This window comes from Gloeobacter violaceus PCC 7421, from assembly GCF_000011385.1.
GTDB classification, from domain to species: domain Bacteria; phylum Cyanobacteriota; class Cyanobacteriia; order Gloeobacterales; family Gloeobacteraceae; genus Gloeobacter; species Gloeobacter violaceus.
In genome coordinates, this window is the sequence record NC_005125.1 from 3,195,027 (window position 1) to 3,216,122 (window position 21,096).

General features: G+C 63.3%; 23 protein-coding genes. 10 read left to right on the top strand and 13 right to left on the bottom strand.

The window, feature by feature from the left end:
- Positions 1 to 152: 152 nt before the first annotated feature.
- The 3 genes from GLL_RS15460 to GLL_RS15470 all read right to left on the bottom strand — a co-directional run bounded on the left by GLL_RS15460 (position 153) and on the right by GLL_RS15470 (position 3,644).
- Positions 153 to 2,783 (bottom strand): FG-GAP repeat domain-containing protein, encoded by a 2,631-nt coding sequence (locus tag GLL_RS15460; protein ID WP_164929161.1) that lies wholly within the window; start codon positions 2,781 to 2,783, stop codon positions 153 to 155.
- Positions 2,784 to 3,189: 406 nt separating this feature from the next.
- Positions 3,190 to 3,279 carry a photosystem II reaction center M protein gene (locus GLL_RS23775; protein ID WP_011142990.1) on the bottom strand — a complete coding sequence of 30 codons (90 nt, stop codon included), beginning with the start codon at positions 3,277 to 3,279 and terminating at the stop codon, positions 3,190 to 3,192.
- A 68-nt stretch (positions 3,280 to 3,347) separates the two neighbouring features.
- Positions 3,348 to 3,644, bottom strand: a complete 297-nt coding sequence (locus GLL_RS15470; RefSeq protein WP_011142991.1) for a 2Fe-2S iron-sulfur cluster-binding protein — start codon at positions 3,642 to 3,644, stop codon at positions 3,348 to 3,350.
- Between the two features lie 250 nt (positions 3,645 to 3,894).
- Here GLL_RS15470 and psbB point away from each other — a divergent pair, with 250 nt between their 5' ends.
- Positions 3,895 to 5,505 carry a photosystem II chlorophyll-binding protein CP47 gene (gene psbB, locus GLL_RS15475; protein ID WP_011142992.1) on the top strand — a complete coding sequence of 537 codons (1,611 nt, stop codon included), beginning with the start codon at positions 3,895 to 3,897 and terminating at the stop codon, positions 5,503 to 5,505.
- 82 nt (positions 5,506 to 5,587) lie between these two features.
- Entirely contained in the window at positions 5,588 to 5,692 is a 105-nt protein-coding gene (locus GLL_RS15480) for a photosystem II reaction center protein T (protein WP_011142993.1), read from the top strand.
- A 94-nt stretch (positions 5,693 to 5,786) separates the two neighbouring features.
- Here GLL_RS15480 and psbN read toward each other — a convergent pair whose 3' ends face one another.
- Entirely contained in the window at positions 5,787 to 5,918 is a 132-nt protein-coding gene (psbN, locus tag GLL_RS15485) for a photosystem II reaction center protein PsbN (RefSeq protein ID WP_011142994.1), read from the bottom strand.
- Between the two features lie 160 nt (positions 5,919 to 6,078).
- Here psbN and psbH point away from each other — a divergent pair, with 160 nt between their 5' ends.
- Positions 6,079 to 6,315: a photosystem II reaction center phosphoprotein PsbH gene (gene psbH / locus GLL_RS15490; protein WP_011142995.1), complete on the top strand. Its 237-nt coding sequence runs from the start codon at positions 6,079 to 6,081 to the stop codon at positions 6,313 to 6,315.
- A gap of 81 nt (positions 6,316 to 6,396) precedes the next feature.
- Positions 6,397 to 6,681 carry a TatA/E family twin arginine-targeting protein translocase gene (locus GLL_RS15495; RefSeq protein ID WP_011142996.1) on the top strand — a complete coding sequence of 95 codons (285 nt, stop codon included), beginning with the start codon at positions 6,397 to 6,399 and terminating at the stop codon, positions 6,679 to 6,681.
- Here GLL_RS15495 and ggt read toward each other — a convergent pair.
- Entirely contained in the window at positions 6,644 to 8,377 is a 1,734-nt protein-coding gene (gene ggt, locus GLL_RS15500; protein ID WP_164929162.1) for a gamma-glutamyltransferase, read from the bottom strand. The two genes, GLL_RS15495 and ggt, sit on opposite strands and share 38 nt — an antisense overlap.
- 86 nt (positions 8,378 to 8,463) lie before the next feature.
- Between ggt and GLL_RS15505 the strand changes: the two genes are divergently transcribed.
- Positions 8,464 to 9,219, top strand: coding sequence for a hypothetical protein (locus tag GLL_RS15505; protein ID WP_011142998.1), 756 nt, complete (start codon positions 8,464 to 8,466; stop codon positions 9,217 to 9,219).
- A gap of 19 nt (positions 9,220 to 9,238) precedes the next feature.
- Here GLL_RS15505 and GLL_RS15510 read toward each other — a convergent pair whose 3' ends face one another.
- The 5 genes from GLL_RS15510 to GLL_RS15530 all read right to left on the bottom strand — a co-directional run bounded on the left by GLL_RS15510 (position 9,239) and on the right by GLL_RS15530 (position 13,397).
- Positions 9,239 to 9,412: a hypothetical protein gene (locus tag GLL_RS15510; protein ID WP_164929163.1), complete on the bottom strand. Its 174-nt coding sequence runs from the start codon at positions 9,410 to 9,412 to the stop codon at positions 9,239 to 9,241.
- Positions 9,399 to 10,055, bottom strand: coding sequence for a HEAT repeat domain-containing protein (locus tag GLL_RS15515; RefSeq protein ID WP_197530015.1), 657 nt, complete (start codon positions 10,053 to 10,055; stop codon positions 9,399 to 9,401). Before GLL_RS15515 ends, GLL_RS15510 begins: the two co-directional genes overlap by 14 nt.
- Before the next feature lie 62 nt (positions 10,056 to 10,117).
- Positions 10,118 to 11,023, bottom strand: coding sequence for a sigma-70 family RNA polymerase sigma factor (locus tag GLL_RS15520; RefSeq protein ID WP_193345471.1), 906 nt, complete (start codon positions 11,021 to 11,023; stop codon positions 10,118 to 10,120).
- 207 nt (positions 11,024 to 11,230) lie between these two features.
- The gene (locus GLL_RS15525) at positions 11,231 to 11,881 is read right to left on the bottom strand and encodes a lysophospholipid acyltransferase family protein (RefSeq protein ID WP_197530016.1); all 651 of its coding nucleotides are present in this window, start codon (positions 11,879 to 11,881) and stop codon (positions 11,231 to 11,233) included.
- Positions 11,882 to 11,885: 4 nt separating this feature from the next.
- A complete protein-coding gene (locus tag GLL_RS15530; protein WP_011143003.1) occupies positions 11,886 to 13,397 on the bottom strand; it encodes a UbiD family decarboxylase in 1,512 nt (503 codons plus the stop codon).
- A 112-nt stretch (positions 13,398 to 13,509) separates the two neighbouring features.
- Between GLL_RS15530 and trpS the strand changes: the two genes are divergently transcribed.
- Genes trpS through GLL_RS15555 form a run of 5 tightly spaced genes read left to right on the top strand, consistent with a single transcriptional unit; the run spans position 13,510 to position 18,141 of the window.
- Positions 13,510 to 14,520 (top strand): tryptophan--tRNA ligase, encoded by a 1,011-nt coding sequence (gene trpS, locus GLL_RS15535; RefSeq protein ID WP_011143004.1) that lies wholly within the window; start codon positions 13,510 to 13,512, stop codon positions 14,518 to 14,520.
- 55 nt (positions 14,521 to 14,575) lie between these two features.
- On the top strand, positions 14,576 to 15,718 hold the full coding sequence (locus tag GLL_RS15540) for a citrate synthase (RefSeq protein ID WP_011143005.1): 1,143 nt from the start codon (positions 14,576 to 14,578) through the stop codon (positions 15,716 to 15,718).
- Positions 15,719 to 15,760: 42 nt separating this feature from the next.
- Complete coding sequence (locus GLL_RS15545; RefSeq protein ID WP_011143006.1) at positions 15,761 to 16,384, top strand: hypothetical protein; 624 nt, start codon at positions 15,761 to 15,763, stop codon at positions 16,382 to 16,384.
- A 24-nt stretch (positions 16,385 to 16,408) separates the two neighbouring features.
- Entirely contained in the window at positions 16,409 to 16,867 is a 459-nt protein-coding gene (locus GLL_RS15550) for a YybH family protein (RefSeq protein WP_164929165.1), read from the top strand.
- A 44-nt stretch (positions 16,868 to 16,911) separates the two neighbouring features.
- A complete protein-coding gene (locus GLL_RS15555) occupies positions 16,912 to 18,141 on the top strand; it encodes an aminotransferase class I/II-fold pyridoxal phosphate-dependent enzyme (protein WP_011143008.1) in 1,230 nt (409 codons plus the stop codon).
- A gap of 32 nt (positions 18,142 to 18,173) precedes the next feature.
- Here the strand turns inward: GLL_RS15555 and comJ are convergent, their stop codons facing one another.
- The 3 genes from comJ to rseP all read right to left on the bottom strand — a co-directional run bounded on the left by comJ (position 18,174) and on the right by rseP (position 20,990).
- Positions 18,174 to 18,695 (bottom strand): competence protein ComJ, encoded by a 522-nt coding sequence (comJ, locus tag GLL_RS15560; RefSeq protein ID WP_011143009.1) that lies wholly within the window; start codon positions 18,693 to 18,695, stop codon positions 18,174 to 18,176.
- A gap of 93 nt (positions 18,696 to 18,788) precedes the next feature.
- Positions 18,789 to 19,799: an NAD(P)-dependent alcohol dehydrogenase gene (locus GLL_RS15565; protein WP_197530018.1), complete on the bottom strand. Its 1,011-nt coding sequence runs from the start codon at positions 19,797 to 19,799 to the stop codon at positions 18,789 to 18,791.
- Between the two features lie 138 nt (positions 19,800 to 19,937).
- On the bottom strand, positions 19,938 to 20,990 hold the full coding sequence (gene rseP, locus GLL_RS15570) for an RIP metalloprotease RseP (RefSeq protein ID WP_011143011.1): 1,053 nt from the start codon (positions 20,988 to 20,990) through the stop codon (positions 19,938 to 19,940).
- Between the last annotated feature and the right edge of the window lie 106 nt (positions 20,991 to 21,096).

Genomic DNA, 21,096 nt, shown 5'->3' on the forward strand with positions numbered 1-21,096 from the left:
AGTGCAGCCTTTGTCGTCAAAGCCGATTCCGCCTGGAGGCAGAAACATCCGAGCCCCAAAGTAGCTGTCGTTCCGTCCCCTGGGCTTTGAAAATAGAAACCCCCGCAGGCGGGGCTGCGGGGGTTGGGCCAATCGGCGAAGAGAGCTCTTCGCTACTTGCGCGTGAACAGATGGGTGGGGAGGGCTTTTAGCACCTTGGTGCCGTCCATCAGCCAGACAAAGCCCTTAGCTGCGTCGGGATGACGCCAGACGATGTCCAGCTTGCGGTCGCCGTTGAAATCGCCGGTGCCGGCCATCTGCCATTGCAGATCCCCAAGCGGGGGCAAGACCACTGTGGATAGGCGCCGTGTACCTTTCATCAGCCAGACACCGTTTTCGCCCGTGGCGTGGTTGCGCCAGAAGATGTCGCGGTGTCCGTCGCCGTTAAAGTCTCCGGTAGCACCAGCCAGCCAGAGCCCCTCACCGAGGGTAGGCAGGGCCACCGTGCGCACCACGCGGTCGCCGTCCATCAACTGCAGACTGTTGGTGCCGCTCTGGTGGTTTCTTACCAACCTGTCGGCCTTGCCGTCGCCGTTCATGTCGCTTGTAGCAAGCGACTGGGTCTGGCTGATCAGCGAGAAGAGCACTCTGCCCGAAGCTGCAGTCCCAAAATCGACGCTGGAGCCATCCACCGCGATCTTGTAGGTGTTGCCGGCTACGGCAGTAAAGGTCACGCCGCTTTGGGGACGGGTGGGCAGGTCGTCATTGGCGGCCACCAGGATGAGCGAGGAAAGCAAGTCACCTTTGTAAACCGCCAGCAGCGTGTTGAAGTTGCTGCCTTTGGTGGAAACGCTGACCGGACCGGTGGTAGCGGCTGTCCAGGTCCACCAGAGCGATTTGCCGCCGGGATTGGCGGCATGTTCGGGTTCATCGAATTCCTTGGTCGCTCCTTCGTTGCCGGCCCGCTGCACGTACAGTAAAGGTTGCCGCTTACTGGGAATCACCGTGGCGGCGGCAAAATCGTCGTTAGGCGGTGCCAACGTCAGCGCCAGGGTAAAGGTGCCGGTGCTGCCGAAAAAGCCGTCGACCGCAATCTGGTAGGCGGTACCCGCCACGGCACTGAAGGAGAACTCGCAGAAGTCCGAGCCTGCCACAAACGTCAGGGCGGAAACCGAGGCCCCTGTGTAGACAGCGTGAACCGTGTCGAAGGAGCTGTTGCAGACATTGACGATGACTTCGCCGGATTGGGGGGCGGTCCAGGTATACCAGACCGAGGCGCCGCCCGGGATAAAGGCGATGTCCGGTTCGCCCGGTTCTTTGGTAGCCCCGAAGTTGCTGCCGCTCACCGAGGGCGACTTGCCGCTAATCGTCTCGCGATCGGCGAAGTCGTCGTTGGTGGGTGGTTCGGAGAACGACAGGTTCAAGTTGATCGTGCCCGTGGACGGCCCGGAGCCGAAGTTGAAGCCGTCCACGGCTATCTGGTAAGTCGTGCCGGCTGCAGCACTGAAACTCAACTGGCAAGAACCGATCGAAGCGATTGGGGTGAGGGCGGAAACGGCATTGCCCGTGTAGACTCCCAGCAGCACGGAGAAAAAGCTGCTGCAGGTATTCAGGCTGGCCGTGCCCGTAGAAGGCGCCGTCCAGGTATACCAGATCGAGGCACCACCGACATTGCCGCCGTGGTCGGGTTCGCCCGGCTCCTTGGTGGCCGCGACGTTCGTGCCCATCACCGTCGCCGCAGTACCGCTAATCGTCTCGCGATCGGCGAAGTCGTCGTTGGTGGGCGGTTCGGAGAACGACAGGTTCAAGTTGATCGTGCCCGTGGACGGCCCGGAGCCGAAGTTGAAGCCGTCCACGGCTATCTGGTAAGTCGTGCCGGCTAGGACCGAAAGCGTTTGTTGGCAGGAACTCAATTGGGACACCGGTGTCAGGGCGGAGACCGAATCGCCCGTATACACCGCCAGCACAGTGCTGAAGAAACTGGGACAGGTATCCAAAAACACCGATCCCGACGTCGGTGCCGTCCAGGTGTACCAGACCGAAGCGCCGCCGCCGTTGCCGCCGTGATCGGGTTCACCCGGTTCTTTGGTGGCTCCGACATTGGTGCCGGTTACCGATGCCGAAGCGCCGCTGATCGTCTCGCGGTCGGCAAAATCGTCGTTGGCCGGCGGCAACTGTTCGGCGAGCGAAAGGACGATGCTGCCGGTACTGCCCGAAAAACCGTCGACGGCTATCTGGTAGACAGTACCTGCCACGGCCGCAAAGATGACCTGGCTGGTGCCAAGACCGCCAGAATCGTCGTCGGAGGCGACAAACGTCAGGGCAGCAACGTCACTCCCGGTGTATACCGCCAGAATTGTGTCGAAATTGCTGCCGCTGGTGTTGATGATGTACGAGCCCGAAGTGGGTGCCGTCCAGGTGTACCAGACCGACGCGCCGCCGGAGTTGTTGTTGTGGTCCGGCTCGCCGGGTTCTTTTGTGGCACCGACGTTGGTACCCGTCGTCGATGCCGGAACGCCGCCAAGCACCTCGCGCTGGGCAAAGTTGTCGTTGGCGGGTACGGCCTGGGCAAGCCTGACACCGCTTGCAGCGGGCCGCTTGAATCCATCCGGAGCGCCGAGCAGAGCCGAAACGGCGTCCATCGGCGCCCGCTGCTTGCCCAGCGAGTACGGCAAGTTCGCAGGCTGATGCGGCGCAAAGACTTGTTCAGTTGTTCCGGCCAGAGCCGGTCGGCCGAGGATGCCGACCAGGGCGACCGTAAGCAGGATCAACAGCTGGAGCAAGCGGCTTCGGCGCAGGGGCACAAAGCCGCACGAAGCATGGTTCCATGTCGATAAATTTGTGTGCATGGGCCAAACCCTGCCGATGTAGGGGGTAGTGTGGGCCACCACCGGACGAACCCCGCAGCAGAACTACCGCAAATGGGGGAGATGGTGGGCTGCCACACTGTTGTATGCCCAGCCCAGAATGTTTATGCGTTCGCAAGGCGACTATGGCTGTGAACTGTTGTAAATTTCAGGCATGGACAGCCCTCCGAACTTTCGAATACCCAGCGAGAGATGAAATTACGCGAAGAAATTCTCAACCGATGCACCGCGGTCGCGATGAGGGCACCGCGGCACCGGGAAACCCAACTTAAATTGAACCGTCAGCGATAGCGCGGACAGTCTGCTTCAGCAAATCAACAAACCTGCAAAAACCGGCGCGGGCTTACTTGTTCTCGGACTGGACCCAGACAATCACCAGAAAGCCGCAGCAGACCAGGACCAGCAAAGCAATCGCAAGCAGTGCAATGTTCATCGAATCTCTATCGCCTCAGGCGCGCGTCCTCCACACAGGATATCACCAGGGAGCGCCACCGGCGACGATCAGGGCTTTGAACGCACCCGCACCTCTCCATTGACCAGGGTCTGGCAAGCCAGGCGGTAGGTGGCGGGCTTCTTGCGCAGCTTCTGATCCTCTACCGGTGTGCGCTCCGAACAGTGTTCGATGCCCGAGAGAATATCGACGATGCAGGTGCCGCACTGGCCCACCCCACCGCAGTTGAGCACCTTGGCCATACCCTTATAAAGATCGATGCGTTTTTCGAGCATCGCATCGCGCAGGATCGTACCGTCCATCACATAGGCGGTTGTGCCTTCGGCTTCGAAATGGATCGTGGCCATCTTCCCTCTGGCTTCGGAATCTCAGCGGTACGGGAAACGGCAACTCCCCTTGATCCCCGACTGTGTTACGGAGCGGTAAAGGGCCGTAAAAAAGAGTTGCACTCTTGCTGAGCATTGGTTACACTTCTTTATACTGTTTTCCAACAGCTGGGGCAACCACAAAAGCGGACCGCGTTGGCAAAAGCAGTATAGGCACTTTGGACATCAGGATCCTGGTTGCTTCTGGAGTAGTTAAAGGAGGACTAGATCGATGGGACTACCTTGGTATCGGGTGCACACCGTTGTCACCTCAGATCCGGGACGGTTGATTGCGGTACACCTGATGCACACAGCACTGGTGGCCGGTTGGGCGGGCTCGATGGCGTTTTTCGAAGCGTCTGTCTTCAACCCTGAAGATCCCGTTCTCGACCCGATGTGGCGGCAGGGAATGTATGTCATTCCGTTTATGGCCCGCCTCGGCGTGATCAACTCCTGGTCCGGCTGGTCGGTCTTTGGTCCTTTTACTGCCGACGGTCTGGGCAACCGGATTGACCCCAACGTCGCCAACGTCGGCTTCTGGTCGTTCGAAGGGGTCGCCGCGGCCCACATTGTGCTCTCGGGGCTGTTATTCCTCGCGGCCTGCTGGCACTGGGTCAACTGGGATCTCGAACTGTTTCGCAACCCCCGCAACGGCGAACTGGGTCTGGATTTGCCCAAGATCTTCGGCATTCACCTGCTGCTCTCGGGGCTCGCCTGCTTCGGCTTCGGTGCTGTGCACATGCAAACCATCGGCATGTGGGTCTCAGCCGACCCGATCTACGTCGAGCTGGGCAAGTACGGCAATTTGCTGCAAGGCATGAATCCAGAAGCCCTGGGAGTCGTGGTACCGACCGGATTTGCCTGGGGTGCGGATGGATTCAACCCTTACAACCCGGCGGGGATCGCCGCCCACCACGTCGCCGCCGGTATCGTCGGCATCCTGGGCGGCATATTTCACATCGCGGTGCGACCGCCGGAGCGGCTCTACCGCGCCCTGCGCATGGGCAACATCGAGACGGTTCTGGCGAGCGCCCTGGCGGCGGTCTTCTTTGCCGCCTTCGTGGTGGCCGGTACCTTCTGGTACGGCACCGCCACCAACCCGGTGGAGCTGTTCGGCCCGGTGCGCTACTTCTGGGACGCCCAGGTCTACGACAAGAAAGTTAACGAGCTGGTGACCGCCAACGTGGCCAAGGGCATGAGCCGCGCCGAGGCCGAGAACGCCGTACCGCTCCGCCTGCGGTTCTATGACTACGTCGGCAACAGCCCCGCCAAGGGCGGTCTGTTCCGCGGCGGCCCGATGAACAACGGCGACGGTGTGGCGACCGGCTGGCTCGGTCAGCCCGTCTTCAAGGACAAAGAGGGCCGCGAGCTGCGGGTTGTTCACCTCAACACACTCTACGAGACCCAGCCGGTCGTCCTGGTCGACAGCAACAACATCCCCCGCGCCGACATTCCTTTCCAGCGCTCCGAGTCGCAGCTCAGCTTTGAGCAGACCGGTGTGACGGTGTCGTTCGTGGGCGGCAAGCTCAACGGCCAGAGCTTCGAAGATCCGGCCCAGGTCAAGAGCTATGCCAAGCGCGCCCAGTTGGGTGAACTCATCGAGTTCGACACCAAGGACGCCGACGGTGTCTTCCGTACCAGCACCCGCGGCTGGTTCGTTCTGGCCCACGGCATCTTCGCGCTGCTGTTCTTCTTCGGGCACATCTGGCACGGGGCGCGCACGCTCTTCTTGGATGTGTTCACCGGCGTCGACCCGACCCGCCAGGAAGAAGAATTCGAATACGGCGTGTTCAAGAAACTGGGCGACCCGACCACCCGCAGAGATGAGACCGAGGCGGCCTAGTTTAGGATGAGCGGGGGGCACACGCCCCCCCGGCCGTCGTTTTTGCCCTTGCCACGGTTACTTTCAGAGGAGCACTCTCGATATGGGTTCGAGCGGTATCACCACCATCACCTACGTCCTGATTCTGGCCCTCATCATCCTGGCTATCTTCTTTGCCGTCTTCTTTCCTGAGAAGAAGAGCAAATAGTCAGGTTTGCGGAAGATTCGGACAAAAGCACAAAAGGCCACCCATCGGGTGGCCTTTTGGCTGGGTGCAGTTCTGATGCGCGCGGCTAAAGCGATTAATCCTCGTGCATCTCAAAAGGATCAGCCAGTTTCTTGGAGGGCGGACCGAAGGCTGTGTACACGGCGAAGGCCGTGATCAGTACCAGTGCCACCAGAATGCCGACGACGAAAACCTGCGCTACGGTCATGGCTGTTTCGAAATGTGAACTTGCCTCTCCAGTGTGTCAGGTTTGCCGACCGCGTGCAACCGCAGGCTTCTACGATCGCTTCGATCAAAAAGTCCGGGTTTAAGTTGGGTCTCGATAAAATACGTATAATTTAGAAACATTCATTGTGACAGGTGCACTGATGGCCCGTAGGACCTGGTTAGGAGACCGACTGAAGCCGCTCAACTCCGAGATTGGCAAGGCCAGCCCCGGTTGGGGGACCACCCCGATCATGGGAGCTTTGATTGCCCTTTTTGGTGTCTTTCTCATCATCATCCTGCAGATTGCCAACAACTCCTTGCTGCTTGAAGGCGTCAACGAGGGCGTGCCGCAAAGCCCGGCCGGTCAGGGTTACGGTTACTACCCGCAATCGCGCTAATCTTTTGGAGCTGGAGCCTTCCCCTGTCCCTGGGTGGGCGGGGGCCTGCTCTATACTTGACGAAGCGAGAAGGTCACTTCGATGGAACTGTTCGGTGTCGGTCCGCTGGAGCTGCTGGTGATCGGGACGGTCGCCCTGCTGGTCTTTGGACCCAAGAAGCTGCCGGAATTGGCCCAGAACGTCGGCAAGGTGATGCGCGGGCTCAAGGACGTTTCGCGCGACTTCGAGCGCGAGGTCAAGCGCGAATTTGCCGAGCCCCCGGTGACGCAGACCACTCCCAACCGGTCCTACGACGTCGTCGAGTCGGTGCAGCCGCCGCCTCTTGAGATCAGCGACGCGGCGAAGCAGCCGGAGAAGCAGCCCTAGCGGGCGTTTGCCAGATGGCGCTGGTGCCCTCGCGGCGCCCGTCGCTCGCCCCCACGAACCGGCCTGCGTACTGAACTGCCTGGACATTGCCCATCGCATCGATGGCGCGCAGACCATAACCCAGGGCAGAGAGGGTTTCCTGGGCAACTGGATAAGCTTTTTCGACGAACAATCGGTCGGGCTGCCACTGGTGGTGGATGCGCGGAGCGTTCACGGCTTCCGGCAGGGACAATTGGTAATCGAGCACGCCCAGAATCGTCTGCAGCACGGCGTTGGTGATAAACGCCCCGCCGGGGCTACCCAGAGCGATCCAGGGTCGCCCGTTTTTCAGCAATATCGTCGGGGTCATCGAGGAGAGCGGCCGCTTGCCGGGGGCGATGGCGTTGGCCTTGCTGCCCACCAGGCCGAACAGGTTGGGCACGCCGGGGGCGACGGCAAAATCGTCCATCTCGTTGTTGAGCAGGATGCCCGTTTTGGGGGCGACCACCGCCGCGCCGAAGCCGCCGTTGATCGTCTGGGTAAGGGCCACGGTGTTGCCGTCGGCGTCCATGGTGCTCAGGTGGCTGGTGTTTTCGACCGGCCGCGGGCCTTCCCAACTCTGGAATCCGGCCAGGAGGGCGGGGCTGAGCAAGCTGCCCGGCACGATCTGGGTTGAAGGGGTGGCCCGTTCGAGGGAGATCGTTTTTTTCTGGGCCGCCCCGTAGCTTTTGGCCACCAGCGCGGCGAGAGGCACCGGCACGAAGGCCGGGTCGCCGTAGAAGCGCGAGCGGTCGGCGTAGGCGCGGCTCATCGCCTGGGCGGTGAGGTGGGTGCGCAATAGCGGCGTCTGGGCGGCCAGATCAAAGTTTTCGAGGGTATTGAGCATCTCCAGGAGCACCCCGCCGCTGCCTGGAGGCGGCATCGTCACCACCGGCACCCCCCGGTAACTGCCCACCAGGGGCGTGCGCCAGACAGGGCTGTAGCTTTCGAGATCGGCGCGCGAGACCAGCCCGCCGCGCTCAGTCATCGCCGCCGCCATCGCCGCCGCCGTCTCGCCCCGATAAAAACTGTCGCCGCCGCTGTTGACCCACAGTTCGAGGGTGCGGGCCAGATCCGGCTGCCGTAGGCGATAACCCGCCGGGGGAGCTTTGCCCTCCACCAGAAAGACGCGGCTTGCCTCCGGATCTCGCCCCAGCCGCTCGGCTGCAGCCTCGATCCGGCCGCGCACCAGATCGCTGAGTGAAAAGCCTTCCCTGGCCAGGCGGATGGCCGGTTCAGCGAGCGTTGCAAGCGGCAAGGCCGCGTAGGCTTGCTGCAATTTCACCAGCCCCGCCGCCTGGCCGGGCACCCCCGCCGCCCGGTAACCGTCGAGCGACAGCCGGGGGATCACCTTGCCTGCCTTGTCGAGATACATCGCGGCGGCGGCTTGACCCGGGGCCGCTTCGCGAAAGTCGAGAACGCGCGCCTCGGCGGTCCGCCCGAGCCACACCAGCGCGAAGCCGCCCCCGCCGATTCCCGAGGACTGCGGCTCGACCACACCCAGGGCGAGGCTCGCGGCGATGGCGGCGTCGACGGCGTTGCCGCCTTTGCGCAGCATCTCGATACCCGCCTCGGTGGCCAAAGGATGAGCGGTGCTCACCACGCCATCGAGGGCGGCCACGGGCGCGGCCGATCCGATGACAAAGGCAGCCAGCAACGGCAACGTTCGGTGGTTCAAAAGACGATCCCGAAAATGTTCCGAACCAGGTGTAACATACCGATGCACGCCGCGTCGGTTCCACACAGATCCGCTATCCTGACAAAATGCTTCGATCCTGTCGGTATTCGCTGATATTCGCACTGCCGCTCGTTGGACTATTCGGTCGGCACGACCCGGCCTCGGCCCTGACCCTGCGGGTGGCCGCCGCCGGACAGACGCTTGAGATCGAAGACGGCGGCAAGTTCGACCGGGAGAAACAAACCGGCACCATCCGCTACGAGGGTGGGGTGGGTGAGGTGGAGGTGCGGTTGCTGCTTGTCGAGCAAACCACCCCGGCCAAACAGCACAGCCTCACCCTGAGCGGCGTGCCCGGCGGGGAAGGGCCGCTGCCGGCCCTGACCAACGCGGGTGAACCGGGTGAGATTGCCGTGACTTTTGCCAGTTCCAGATTCGAGGCCATCGGCCCGCGCACGCGCACCGCGGTGCGCTACCAAGGACAGATCACCGATGTCGAGGACGCGCGCCTTGCCCTCGAAGTGCCCGAAAATCGCCTGAGCGCCACTGCAGGCGGCAAAGCCGCCGGGGAGATCCGCCTGGCGCCGGTCCAATCGGAGGGCGAGGAGTCGAATTTCGATTCGACCAGCGAAGCCGCCGAACTCGACGGCGAAGTGACCAACCTCAGCGCAGTACTGCGTGTCAACCTGGGATCCGGCGACGCGCTCGCTATCGACGAGGCGCGCGTTGCAACAACGGCGCTCGCGGCCGACACCAACCTCGCTTCGCTGTTTGGCTTCGGAGCGGCGGCGGTGGTGATTCTCGCGGCGGTGGTGCTGTTTCTGCGGCCTCGCGCCCGCCGCTAGCCGGTTTGGTCAGTCAGTTTCACGTGTCTTCCACTTCTGGAAGCAAGCGCGAACCCAGGTACTGCTTGCTTTCGGCACTCGCTTCGAGAAGTTGCCCTTGGGCGGCGCCCGCCAGGCGCAAGGCGGCCTCCGCCGCCAGGGCCATCGCGCCCAGGGCAAGACCCAGCAGCGGATCGGTTTCAGCAGATTTCAAAGAGGTCGGCGCTGTCTGCTTCATGGTGGTATCCGAGGGTCTCCAGAGCTTCGCGGGCATCAAGCTGTACACTCAAATCTTCGTCGCCGAGTGCCCTCTGCAGGCTCGGCACCGCCCGAACGTCGCCGAGCCTGCCCAGGGCCCAGGCGCAGTTGCTGCGCACCACCGCAAACGGGTCCTTGGCCAGGGCGATGCTGAGCGGACCCAGGGCCCGCAGATCTCCCAACTGACCGAGGGCACTGGCCGCCCACAACCGGACCGCCGGAATATCGGTCATCAAAGCCTCAACAAGCGAGTCGAAGGCGCGCGCGTCGCAGCAATTTCCTAGGGCCCAGACCAGGCCCTTGCGTACATACCCGTTCCAATCGCGGTCCAGTACGGCGATCAGCGGCTCGACCGCCTCAGAGCAAGGATTACGGCCGACGGCGTAGGCGGCGCTCACCCGCACCAGCGGACAATCGTCGTTCAGCATTTCGATGAGGGCAGGTACAGCGCGCGCATCTTGAATCTCCGAAAAAGCACGCGCGGCAAGCATGCGCCGGTTGACGTCCGCGCAGCGCAGATCCTGCAGCAGTTGCTCGACATCCGGAGGCGGCTCGAGAACCTCGAGCGTGTAAGGTTCCGCCTCGATCAGCTCATCCATAACGCCCATTTTGGCACCCTCCACCTGCAGTACAGCAGGGTGAAGGGTGCCGCTTTTAAGATTCACTCCTCGGCCCAATCGCGCAGGAGCACCTGACGACGGGGGTGGCGCAGCTTGCGCATCGCCTTGGCCTGGATCTGGCGCACCCGCTCGCGCGAGAGGTTATACATCTCGCCGATGTCGGCCAGGGTGTAGCTGTTGCCGTCGGCCAGCCCGAAGCGCAACTCGATGATGTCGCGCTCGCGGGGAGTCAACAGGTGCAGCAGCGACTCGATCTGCTCGACAAGCAAATTGTGATCGAGCACCTCCGACGGGGAGATCGTGTCGCTGTCTTCGATGAGCTGCAGCAACTCGGTGTCTTCTTCTTTGCCGACTTTGACGTGCAGCGACAGGGTGCGCCGACCGGCATCGAGAATCTCATCGAGCTTGTCGATGTCAAGTTCAAGGGCCTCGGCCATCTCGGGCTTGGTGGGTTTGCGGGCCAGTTCCTGGGTGAGTTGTCGGCGAACGCGCTTGACCTGGTTGAGCTTCTCCACCATGTGCACCGGCAGGCGCACCGTGCGCGACTGCGAGGCGATGGCGCGGGTGATCCCCTGGCGGATCCACCAGTAGGCGTAGGTCGAGAACTTGAAGCCGCGCTCGAAGTCAAACTTCTCCGCCGCCCGCATCAGGCCGATGGCCCCTTCTTGAATCAGATCCAGAAACGGCACGCCGCGGTTGAGATATTTTTTGGCGATCGAGACGACCAGCCGCAGGTTCGCCCGCACTAGGCGGCGCTTGGCCGCTTCCGCCTCCGACCCCCCGGTGGCGATTACCTGGGCCAGCTCGACCTCTTGCTCGGAAGTGAGCAGCGGATAGCGGGACATTTCGCGCAAAAACTGGCCGACGGAATCTTCAAGAGAGGCCTGGCTGGTCCGACCGCGCCGCTGCTGGGGGTCGGAAAGCTGAATTTTGACCAAAGATGACATGTCTTTCTCCATATACTCCGAAGGCAAGACCGCTTAAATCCGCTTCAAGGTCTCTAATTTATTTAACAAAATTTAACCAATCAGTCAACAAAAAAGAAAAGTGTTGCGGCTTTGAATTATTTCTTAGTGTAGGGTGAGCGGGGCTGAGATCCATCTGTCGCGGGGATCATCTTGATCCCCGTGTGCCTCTCGGACGGTGGGGGGCCTTCAGTCGGCGGTGGCGGCTCCGGCTTCCAGCAAATGGTGTATTTGTTCTGTGCAGAGCGCCGTCACCGCCTCGAGCGCGGCGCGGCGGGTGTCGGCGGGCGGGTCGAGGGGCGGTCCGAAGGCGACTGCGACGCTGTGCAGGCGGGGCAGGACGCTGCCTTTGGGGAGGATCCGGCCGGTGCCGCCGACGGCGACGGGGACGATCGGTACCTGGGCCTTGGCGGCGATCATCGCCGCGCCCAGCTGGGGGGTGGCAACGCGGCCATCGGCGGTGCGGGTGCCGCCCACGAAGATGCCTACTGCCCAACCGGCTTCGAGCGCTTCGAGGGCGGTGCGGATGGCGCCGCGATCGCCGGTGCCGCGCCGGACCGGGAAGGCGCCGTAGACACGGATCAGCGATTTGAGCACGGGCACGCGAAAGAGTTCTTCTTTGGCCATGAAGGCCACCGGCCGCCGGGCGCAGTTGGCGAGGATCACGGGGTCGAGGTGGCTGGCGTGGCTGGAGGCGAGGATGACCGGCCCGCTGGGCGGGACGTGTTCGGCGCCGGTGATGCGCATGCGCAGGGCGGTGTGCAGCAGGGGACTGACCACCAGCCACTTCAGCAGGTGATAGGGCAGCAGGGTTTGCTCGGGGCGCAGGGTCTGTTGCACGGGTTTACTTTCCGCTGTAGCCCCAGGCGCGGGGGTCGACACCGCCCAGGGGAATGTCGCCCAGACCGTACTCGGCCCAGCGTTTGCTCACCTGCTCGGCGGTGGCCGGGTCGGCGCGCAGGGGTTCGCCCCAGGCGTGGTCGGTCTCGGGGGGGATCTTGGTGGTGGCGTCGATGCCGAGGCGCGCCCCCAGGCCAATGCGCTCGCAGGCAAAATCGAGCGTATCGAAGGGCGTGCGGGGGATCACAAACAGGTCGCGCTCGGGGTCGACCTTGGAGGCGATGGCCCAGACCACCTGGGAGGGATCGCGAATGTCGATGTCCTCGTCGACGACGATCACGAACTTGGTGTAAGTGAACTGGGCGAGGGCCGTCCAGAAGGCCATCGCCGCCCGCCGCGCCTGGCCCGGGTAAGCTTTTTTGATCGAGAGCACCGCCAGTTTGTAACTGAGCGCGTCCATGGGCAGAAAAAAGTCGCGCACCTCCGGTACCTGGGCGCGCAACAAAGGCGTGTAGATGCGGTTGAGGGCGATGGCGATCATCGCCTCCTCCTTGGGAGGGCGGCCGGAGAAGGTGGTGTGGTAGATGGGGTCGTGGCGGTGGGTGACGGTGTGGATGCGCACCAGGGGCGAATCTTCGACGCCGCCGTAATAGCCCATGTGATCGCCGAAGGGGCCGTCCGGGAGCACCTCGCCGGGGGTAATCGTCCCTTCGAGGACAAATTCGCTGTGGGCGGGCACGAGCAAGTCCGAGGTGCGGCACTGGGCCAGTTGCACCCCTTCGCCCGCGTAGAGGCCCGCGAAGACCCACTCGGACAGTTCCACCGGGATGGGCGTGGCGGCGGCCATCACCAGGAGCGGATCGACCCCGACGGCGATCGCCACGGGCAATTTTTGGCCGCGCTCGGCGGCCTTGCGCAGGTGGCGAGCCCCCCCGCGCACCGAAAGCCAGTGGACGGTCATCGTGTCGCGGCTTTGCTGCTGCAGGCGGTAGATGCCGACGTTGGGGGTACCGTCCTCCGGGTCGTGGGTGATCACCAGACCGAAGGTGAGGATGCGCCCCGCGTCCCCGGCGTAGGGGCGGATCATCGGAATGCGGTCGAGATCGACGGCCTTGCCTTCGAGGACGACCTGCTGGCATTCCGGGGCGAAGAGCACCCGCCCGGGACGGGCTTTGATCACATCGAACAGCAGCGGCGCAAATTCGAGGGCGTCCTGGAGGCTGCGCGGCGGGCGGGGTTTCTGGAGCTTGCCGAGCTTTTCGCCCAGGGCTTCCAGTTGCTGTTGCTCTTCGAGACCCATCGACCAGACCACCCGCTCCACGGTGCCCAGCAGGTTGACCGCCACCGGAAAGGGCGAACCTTTGACATTTTCAAACAGCAGCGCCGGACCGCCCGCGGCGAGCAGGCGATTTGCGATCTCGGCCACCTCCAGGTCCCGCTCGACCGGAGCGCTAATCCGCCGCAGTTGGCCCCGCGATTCCAATAGTTGCAAAAACGTGCGCAGATCCCGCCCCATAAGCCCCCGTACCGCTGCTTCGATGGTAGGGGCCGGGCGTGAGCCCTGGCAACCGGAGGGCCGCTCGCCGCCGGGGCGGTAAAATCGAAAAGCCCGTTTCGCCACCGCCGCCATGCCCGACGATTCGACTGCTCCCAAGCGCATCCTCTCAGGAGCCCAACCCACCGGCCAGTTGCACCTGGGCAACTACCTGGGGGCGGTGCGCAACTGGGTGAGCGAACAGCGGCAGTACGACAGTTACTTCTGCGTGGTCGATCTGCACGCCCTCACCGTCCCGCAGGAGGCGGCCGAATTGCGCGCGGCCACCCGCCGCACAGCCGCGCTTTATCTCGCCTGCGGCATCGACCCGGAGCGCTCGACGGTATTCGTGCAATCCCACGTGAGCGCCCATACCGAACTGACCTGGCTGTTCAACTGCCTGACGCCCATCAACTGGCTGGAGCGGATGATCCAGTTCAAAGAAAAAGCGATCAAGCTGGGCGAGGAGGTGGGTATCGGGCTATTCGACTACCCGGTACTGCAGGCGGCGGACATTCTGCTCTACGAACCCCACCTGGTGCCGGTGGGCGAGGATCAGCGCCAGCACCTGGAACTCACCCGCGATATTGCCCGCCGCTTCAACGACCGCTACGGCGAGAGCCTCAGGGTGCCGGAGATGCTCATCCGCAAAGAAGGTGCGCGGGTGATGAGCCTGCAGGACGGCACCTCCAAAATGTCCAAGTCCGACCCGTCGGACCTTTCGCGCCTCAACCTGCTCGATGCGCCCGAGAAGCTGCGCGACAAGATCAAGCGCGCCAAGAGCGACGCGGTGATGGGTCTCAAATTCGACCCGGCCAGGCCCGAGTGCACCAACTTGCTCACCATCTACCAACTGCTCTCGGGCGAAAGTCCCGAGGCGGTCGAAGCGCGCTTTGCCGACGCCGGTTTTGGACGTTTCAAGCCGATACTCGCCGACCTGGTCATTGAATATTTACGTCCCATCCGTGAGCGCTATGACGCGATTGCGGGCGAGAGCGGTTATCTTGAGGGCATCCTGCGCGAAGGCGCCCTGCGCGCCTCGAAGGTGGCCGGGCTCACCCTGGAGCGCATCCGCGATCGTATGGGGCTGCTGCCGCCTTTTTAAACCGGAAGCGCCGTTCGCGAATTTTACACACACGCTTTGGAAAGGACGGGCAATTATGAGCGGCGAGTATGTTCCTGGTCTGGAAGGCGTCCCTGCAACCCGTTCGAATATCAGTTTCGTGGACGGCAAAGCCGGCGTCCTGGAGTACCGCGGCATCCCAATCGACCAGCTTGCCGAGTCGAGCACGTTTTTAGAGACCGCCTTTTTATTGATTTTTGACCACCTGCCCACCAAGGACGAACTGCTCTCCTTCGAAGTCGAGATCCTGGGCCACCGGCGGGTCAAATACCGCATCCGCGACATGATCAAAAGCTTCCCCGAGAGCGGCCGGCCGATGGTGGCCCTCCAGTCGTGCATCGCGGCGCTGGGGCTTTTTTATCCGCTGCAAAACGAGAGCAAAGAAAAATACGCCTACGATTCGACTATCCGCCTACTCGCGAAGATGCCGACGATGGTGGCGACGTTTCATCAGATGCGCCTGGGCAACGATCCCATCCCGCCGCGCGACGACTTGGGCCACGCCGCCAATTTTCTCTACATGCTCACGGGCAAGGAACCCGACCCACGGGCGGCGCGCATCTTCGATGTCTGTCTGATGCTGCACGCCGAGCACACCGTCAACGCCTCGACTTTTTCGGCCCTGGTCACCGCCTCCACCCTGGCCGACCCCTATACCGTGATCACCTCGGCGGCGGGCACCCTCTCAGGCCCGCTCCACGGCGGCGCCAACGAAGAGGTGATCCGCATGCTCAAGGAAATCGGCACCATCGAGCGCGTCCGCCCCTACCTCGAGAATCGCCTCGCCCGCAAGGAAAAAATCATGGGCGTCGGCCACCGGGTCTACAAAGTCAAAGACCCGCGCGCCACGATCTTGCAGAATCTGGCCCAGGAGTTGTTCGACCGCTTCGGCCACAGCCGCCTCTACGACATCGCCGTCGAAGTCGAGCGCGTTTGCGACGAGTTGCTCGGCCAAAAGGGCATCTACCCCAACGTCGACTTCTACTCGGGTCTGGTCTACGAAAAGATGGGCATTCCCGCCGACATGTTCACCCCGGTATTCGCCATCTCGCGGGTGGCGGGGTGGCTCGCCCACTGGCACGAGCAGTTGGCCGACAACCGCATCTTCCGTCCCACCCAGGTCTACACCGGCTCCCACAACGTCGAATTCACGCCTCTGTCGCTGCGCTCCTACGCCTAGCGGTACAGTGGGGAGGAACACCACATCAAGGGGAAGGCCCTGATGGTGCGCCTGCCGCTCATCAACCTGCATCCGGATCATGTGGCCGAGGTGATCGAGACGGCCACCACCGAATTTCTCGCCCAGTGCCTGGACAAAGATTCGCTCGATTTTCCGGTGGCGCCGCCTTTTGGGTCGCTGGTCAAGGCGGTGGACGAGGAGGCGAATATCGACGTCTACGCGGTGGTCTACTACGCCACCACCAGCCCGATCGACTCGGTGCACCGGGCGCGGGCGATGGGACTCTCGATGCAGCAGTTGCGCTCGGAGCAGCCGCAAATTTTCGACATGCTCAAGACCGAATTCAAAGCGGCCATCGTCGGCTTCAAAGAGGACCGGCGCCTGGTGCAGCACCTGCCCGCCCGCCCGCCCTTCGTCCACCAGGCGGTGCTGCGTTGCTCCTCGGTGGAGGTGGCTTTTTTCAGCACCCGGCTCGATTTTCTGCGCACGGTGCTCACGGTCTCGGGCGCCCCGGTGGACGAACTGCTCGCCGCCACCGTCCGCCACTGCCACGCCGCCCACAGCCACAGCCGCCCCTGGCTGGTGGAGGCAGGGCGCGAAATCAGCCAACTGCTCAAAGACGACTACGATCGCCTGGGAGCCGTGCTGCGGCGTATGCGCCCGTGAATGTTCGCTCGGAGTGAATTATCGATGCGAAGGCAATCCTGGTGGCACTGGACGGTGGCGGCAATTGTCGCAGCCGGTTTGCTGAGCTTCGGTACCGCTTCGGCGCAGGGCGACGCCCGGCAGCAGGCTGTGCGTTCGGTGCTCGAACAGCAGGCCGCCGCCTGGAACCGCGGCGACATCCCGGGCTTCATGGCCGGGTACGAGAACGCCGAAACTACCACTTTCGTCGGCACCGACGTCAATCGCGGCTACCAGAAGGTGTTGGAGCGCTACTTCAAGCGCTATCCGACGCCCGAGGCGATGGGAAAATTGACTTTTTCAAATCTCGAAATCCTGCCCCTGGGCGAGGAGTACGCTTCTGCTCTCGGCCAATGGAAACTCGAACGGGCGGCCAAGGACGGGGGCAACGTCGGCGGCTACTTCACGTTGTTGCTGCGCAAAACGGCCGCGGGCTGGCGGATCATCCTCGATCACACCAGTTAGCCGAGGCGATTAGAATCGTTGCTTTGGCAAACTTCTGAGGAACCGTGTCTACCGTCGAACTGTTTGTCCAGGCCAGGCAGGATCTGGCCCCTGTCTTCGCCGCCGTCGATACCCGGGTGAAAAAAAATCTCCAGCGCGTCCTTGCCGCCTATCGCGCCGAAAAAATCGGCGCTCATCACTTTGCCGGGGTGAGCGGCTACGGCCACGGAGACCTGGGCCGCGACACCCTCGACCGGGCCTTCGCGCGCATTTTCGGCGCCGAGCAGGCCGCCGTGCGCGTCCAGTTCGTCTCGGGGACCCACGCCATCGCCTGCGCTCTGTTCGGCGCGCTGCGCCCGGGGGACGAACTGCTCTCGGTGGCAGGTGCCCCCTACGACACCCTCGAAGAAGTGATTGGCCTGCGCGGCGCAGGCCAGGGATCGCTCAGGGATTTTGGCGTCACCTACCGCGAACTGGCCCTCACCCCGGCAGGCGGCATCGACTGGGAGACACTAGCCACCGCCATCCGGCCCAAGACGCGCCTAGTGCTCATCCAGCGCTCCTGTGGCTACAGCTGGCGCCCCAGCGTCGCTATCGATCAAATCGAGCGGATAATCCGGCTGGTCAAATCGCAAAACCCACATACAGTCTGCTTCGTAGACAACTGCTACGGCGAATTTTGCGAAGATCGCGAACCCACCCACGCCGGGGCGGACCTGGTGGCCGGTTCGCTCATCAAGAACCCCGGTGGGACCATCGCCCCTGCGGGGGGCTATCTGGCGGGCAAAGCCGAGTGGGTCGAGCGCGCCTGCGCCAGGCTCACCGCCCCCGGCATCGGCAGCGCAGGCGGCTCTTCCCTCGACACCAACCGCCTGCTGATGCAGGGGCTCTTTCTGGCGCCGCAGATGGTGGGCGAGGCGCTCAAAGGGGCACACCTGGCAAGCTACATCTTTTCGAAGCTGGGCTACGCCGTCCAACCCGGCCCGACCGAGCCGCGCACCGACGTCATCCAGGCGTTGCGCCTGGGTTCGCCCGAGAAGCTCATCGCCTTTTGCCGGGCGATCCAGCGCAGTTCGCCCATCGACAGCTACCTGGAGCCGGTGCCCGACGTCGTGCCCGGCTACGCCGATGCCGTGGTGATGGCCGGGGGTACCTTCATCGAGGGCAGCACCCTGGAACTGTCGGCGGACGGTCCGCTGCGCGAACCTTACATTGTTTTTTTGCAGGGCGGCACCCATCTGGCCCACGTCGAAATTGCCCTGGAAGCGGCATTGGAGGCCATGCTGCATCGCTGAGTGATTTTCGCCGCACGGCATACCGGGCTGGGCTACTCGACGCCAACGGCTCGCGCCTGCATCAGCAACGGCAGCACGGGCATGTAGCCCGCTTCGATGCGCAAGATCTCCGCTTGGGTGTTGTCCTGCCGCACAAAAGATAGGCGGCACCACGTGTCGGCGTCGTCCAACTCCGACGGGCCGGGTGGCGGATCCGCTTCCACCAGCCCCGTCTGGTAAACGAGTGCGTAGTCTCCGGGTGGGACGACGAAGCGATGATCTTCTTCGTCGATGAGCGCACCCACGAAAATGCTCTCACCCTCGGGCACCGCGAAAGGGACCTGGACAGCCCGTATCGCCGAGGGAGCAATCTCAAAGGTCGGCTCGACACACACCTCGACGGCGAGCAGGCCGATGTCGCTCAGGGTTTCAAACGAGACACTGCCCGGCCGCCAGGAAAAACCCTGCTCGATGTGTTTGTCGTTCCATTCGTTGAAGCGGAACTCTTCACTCTGGATTTGAACGGCCAGCGTTCGCTCTTCTCCAGGAAACACGGTGAATCTTCCCAGCAGCATCTACCCCCTCGCAGGCCAGGTGTGGTCGTTTATGGCCAAGATTTTCCCACAAAGCAAGATTTATGTAATCACTTTATGCAATAACTACAGAGATTATTCAGCCAGCAGCACCGCGCGGTAGCGGACCCGATTGCGGCGCACCCGCTCGAGCGCCGCGTTCGCCTCGGCCATCGCAAAGGTTTCAACCAGCGGCATCACCCCGAAGCGCTCGGCCACCGAGAGCATTTCGACGATGCGCGAGCGGCTGCCAATGCCCGATCCCATCAGGCGCCGCCGGCCCCGGATGAGTTCGCGCACCGGCAACGCCAGCGGTTCGGGCGGTACGCCGACGAATACCAGGGTGCCGTCGGTGGCGAGGTGAGCCAGATAGCCCACCGCATCGAGGGCATAGGGGATCGTGCTGATGATGATGTCGAGGCGTTCGACAGGCGGCGGGGGCGAATCGCCCGGCGGCACGATCACCGCCCGGTGCGCTCCGAGGGCGGCCGCCTGCCGGGCTTTGTCCTCGGAGGTGGTGAAGACCGTCACCCGGTTGCCGAGGCGGCCGGCGAACTGGACTGCCAGGTGGCCGAGTCCGCCCACCCCGATGACGCCAATCTCCTGGCCCGAGCTCATCCCTGCCGCCCGCAACCCCGAATAGACCGTGATCCCGCCGCACAGAAGCGGTCCTGCGACGTGGGTGGGAATCCCCGCCGGAATCTTGAAGGCAAAGCGCGCATCGATCGCCAGATAATCGCCGAAGCCGCCGTAGCCGGTGACGATCGTGGCCTGGCTGTGGGCGCACAGATTTTCGTTGCCGCGCAGGCAGTCGAGGCACTGCAGACAGGCCGAGCGCTGCCAGCCCACGCCGACTCGGTCGCCGGGCTTCAGGTGACGCACCTCGGATCCGATCTCCACCACCTCGCCCACCACCTCGTGCCCGGGCACCAGCGGATAGCGCGAGCGGCCCCAGTCGTTGTCGATCATGTGCAGGTCCGAGTGGCAGACACCGCAGGCGCACACCCGAATCAGGCAATCCTGGCTTGCCAGCCCGCCCAGGGTATAGGTAAACGCTTCGAGAGGTCCACCCGCCTCCAGGGCGGCGAGCGCGTGAATTTCGATCAATGCAAACCTTTCGCTGATTCCGCCTGGGTGAAGACGGCCTGGGGCCGGTGCCGCTCAGTATAACCGGGGCCGGTGCAGCAGATAGGCTTGCTCTGTACAGACGGAATCCGCTCCTCTTTGGTGAGGCCCACGGAGCGCTCACTGCAGCAGATTGAAGGTGTCCCGGAAGATCAACAGCACGCCCAATCCCAGCAGCACCAGCATGCCCGCCTGGTTGACGTAGTTTTGTATCTTGTCGGGGACGGGTTTGCCCCGCAGCGCCTCGGCAATCACGAACACGAGTTGTCCACCGTCAAGGGCTGGCAGGGGCAGCAAGTTCAGCACCGCGAGGTTAAAGGAAATCAACGCCGCCACGTAGAACAAGTTGAGCCAGTCGCTCTGGGCGGCCTGGGCGGTGACGGCCACGATCCCCACCGGTCCGGTAAGTTGGTCGAGTCCCGCCCGGCCGGTAAACAACTGCCCGAAGCCGTTCAAAGTCGTGACGGCGATGCGGCCGTAGGCGGTGGCGCTGCTGGTGAAAACTTCGGCGATATCCCGGGGTGCCCGGCGCGTCACGGTGCCGTTGGCAGAGAGCGAAACGCCGACTTTGCCCTGGGCATTCGGGGTGAGGGCCACGGGCCGCCGCTCCTCACCGCGCTGGACTACCAAATTGACGGACTTGTCGGCATTGGCCTGAAACACCCGGCTCAGTTGGGCCAGCGCCCCATCGCCACTGCCGACGGGACGCCCTGCCGCTTCGAGGACGACATCGCCCGCTTCGAGGCCCGTGCGCTCAGCCGCCTGACCGGCCGTCACCTGCTGGATGAGGGCGCCGGGCCGCACCTGGGTCTCGGGTACACCCCCCAGCACCACCAGCGCCAACAGCACCAGATAGCCGAACACAAAGTTCGCCGTCACCCCGGCAAGCAGGACGATCGTTCTATCGAGAATCGGCCGGTTCTTGAGCAGATGCGGATCGTCTTTGGGTATACCGCTATCCGGGTCGTCGTCGGGAAAGCCGACATAGCCGCCCAGGGGCAAGGCGCGCAGGGCGTACTCCACCTCCGGCCCCTGGTAGCGGGCGATCACCGGTCCAAAGCCGATCGAGAAGCGGCTCACCCGGATACCTTGCCAGCGGGCCGCCAGAAAATGGCCCAGCTCGTGCACCACGATGAGCAGACCCAGCACCAGGATCGACAGCAGCACAAACATCGCGTACCTTCTTTGCTCCGGCCGACATCTTCATCATCGCAGTGCGCCCGCAGAGCAAACTATGCACAAAGCAGGAAAGGCGCCTCAACCACCGATCACTTCGTCG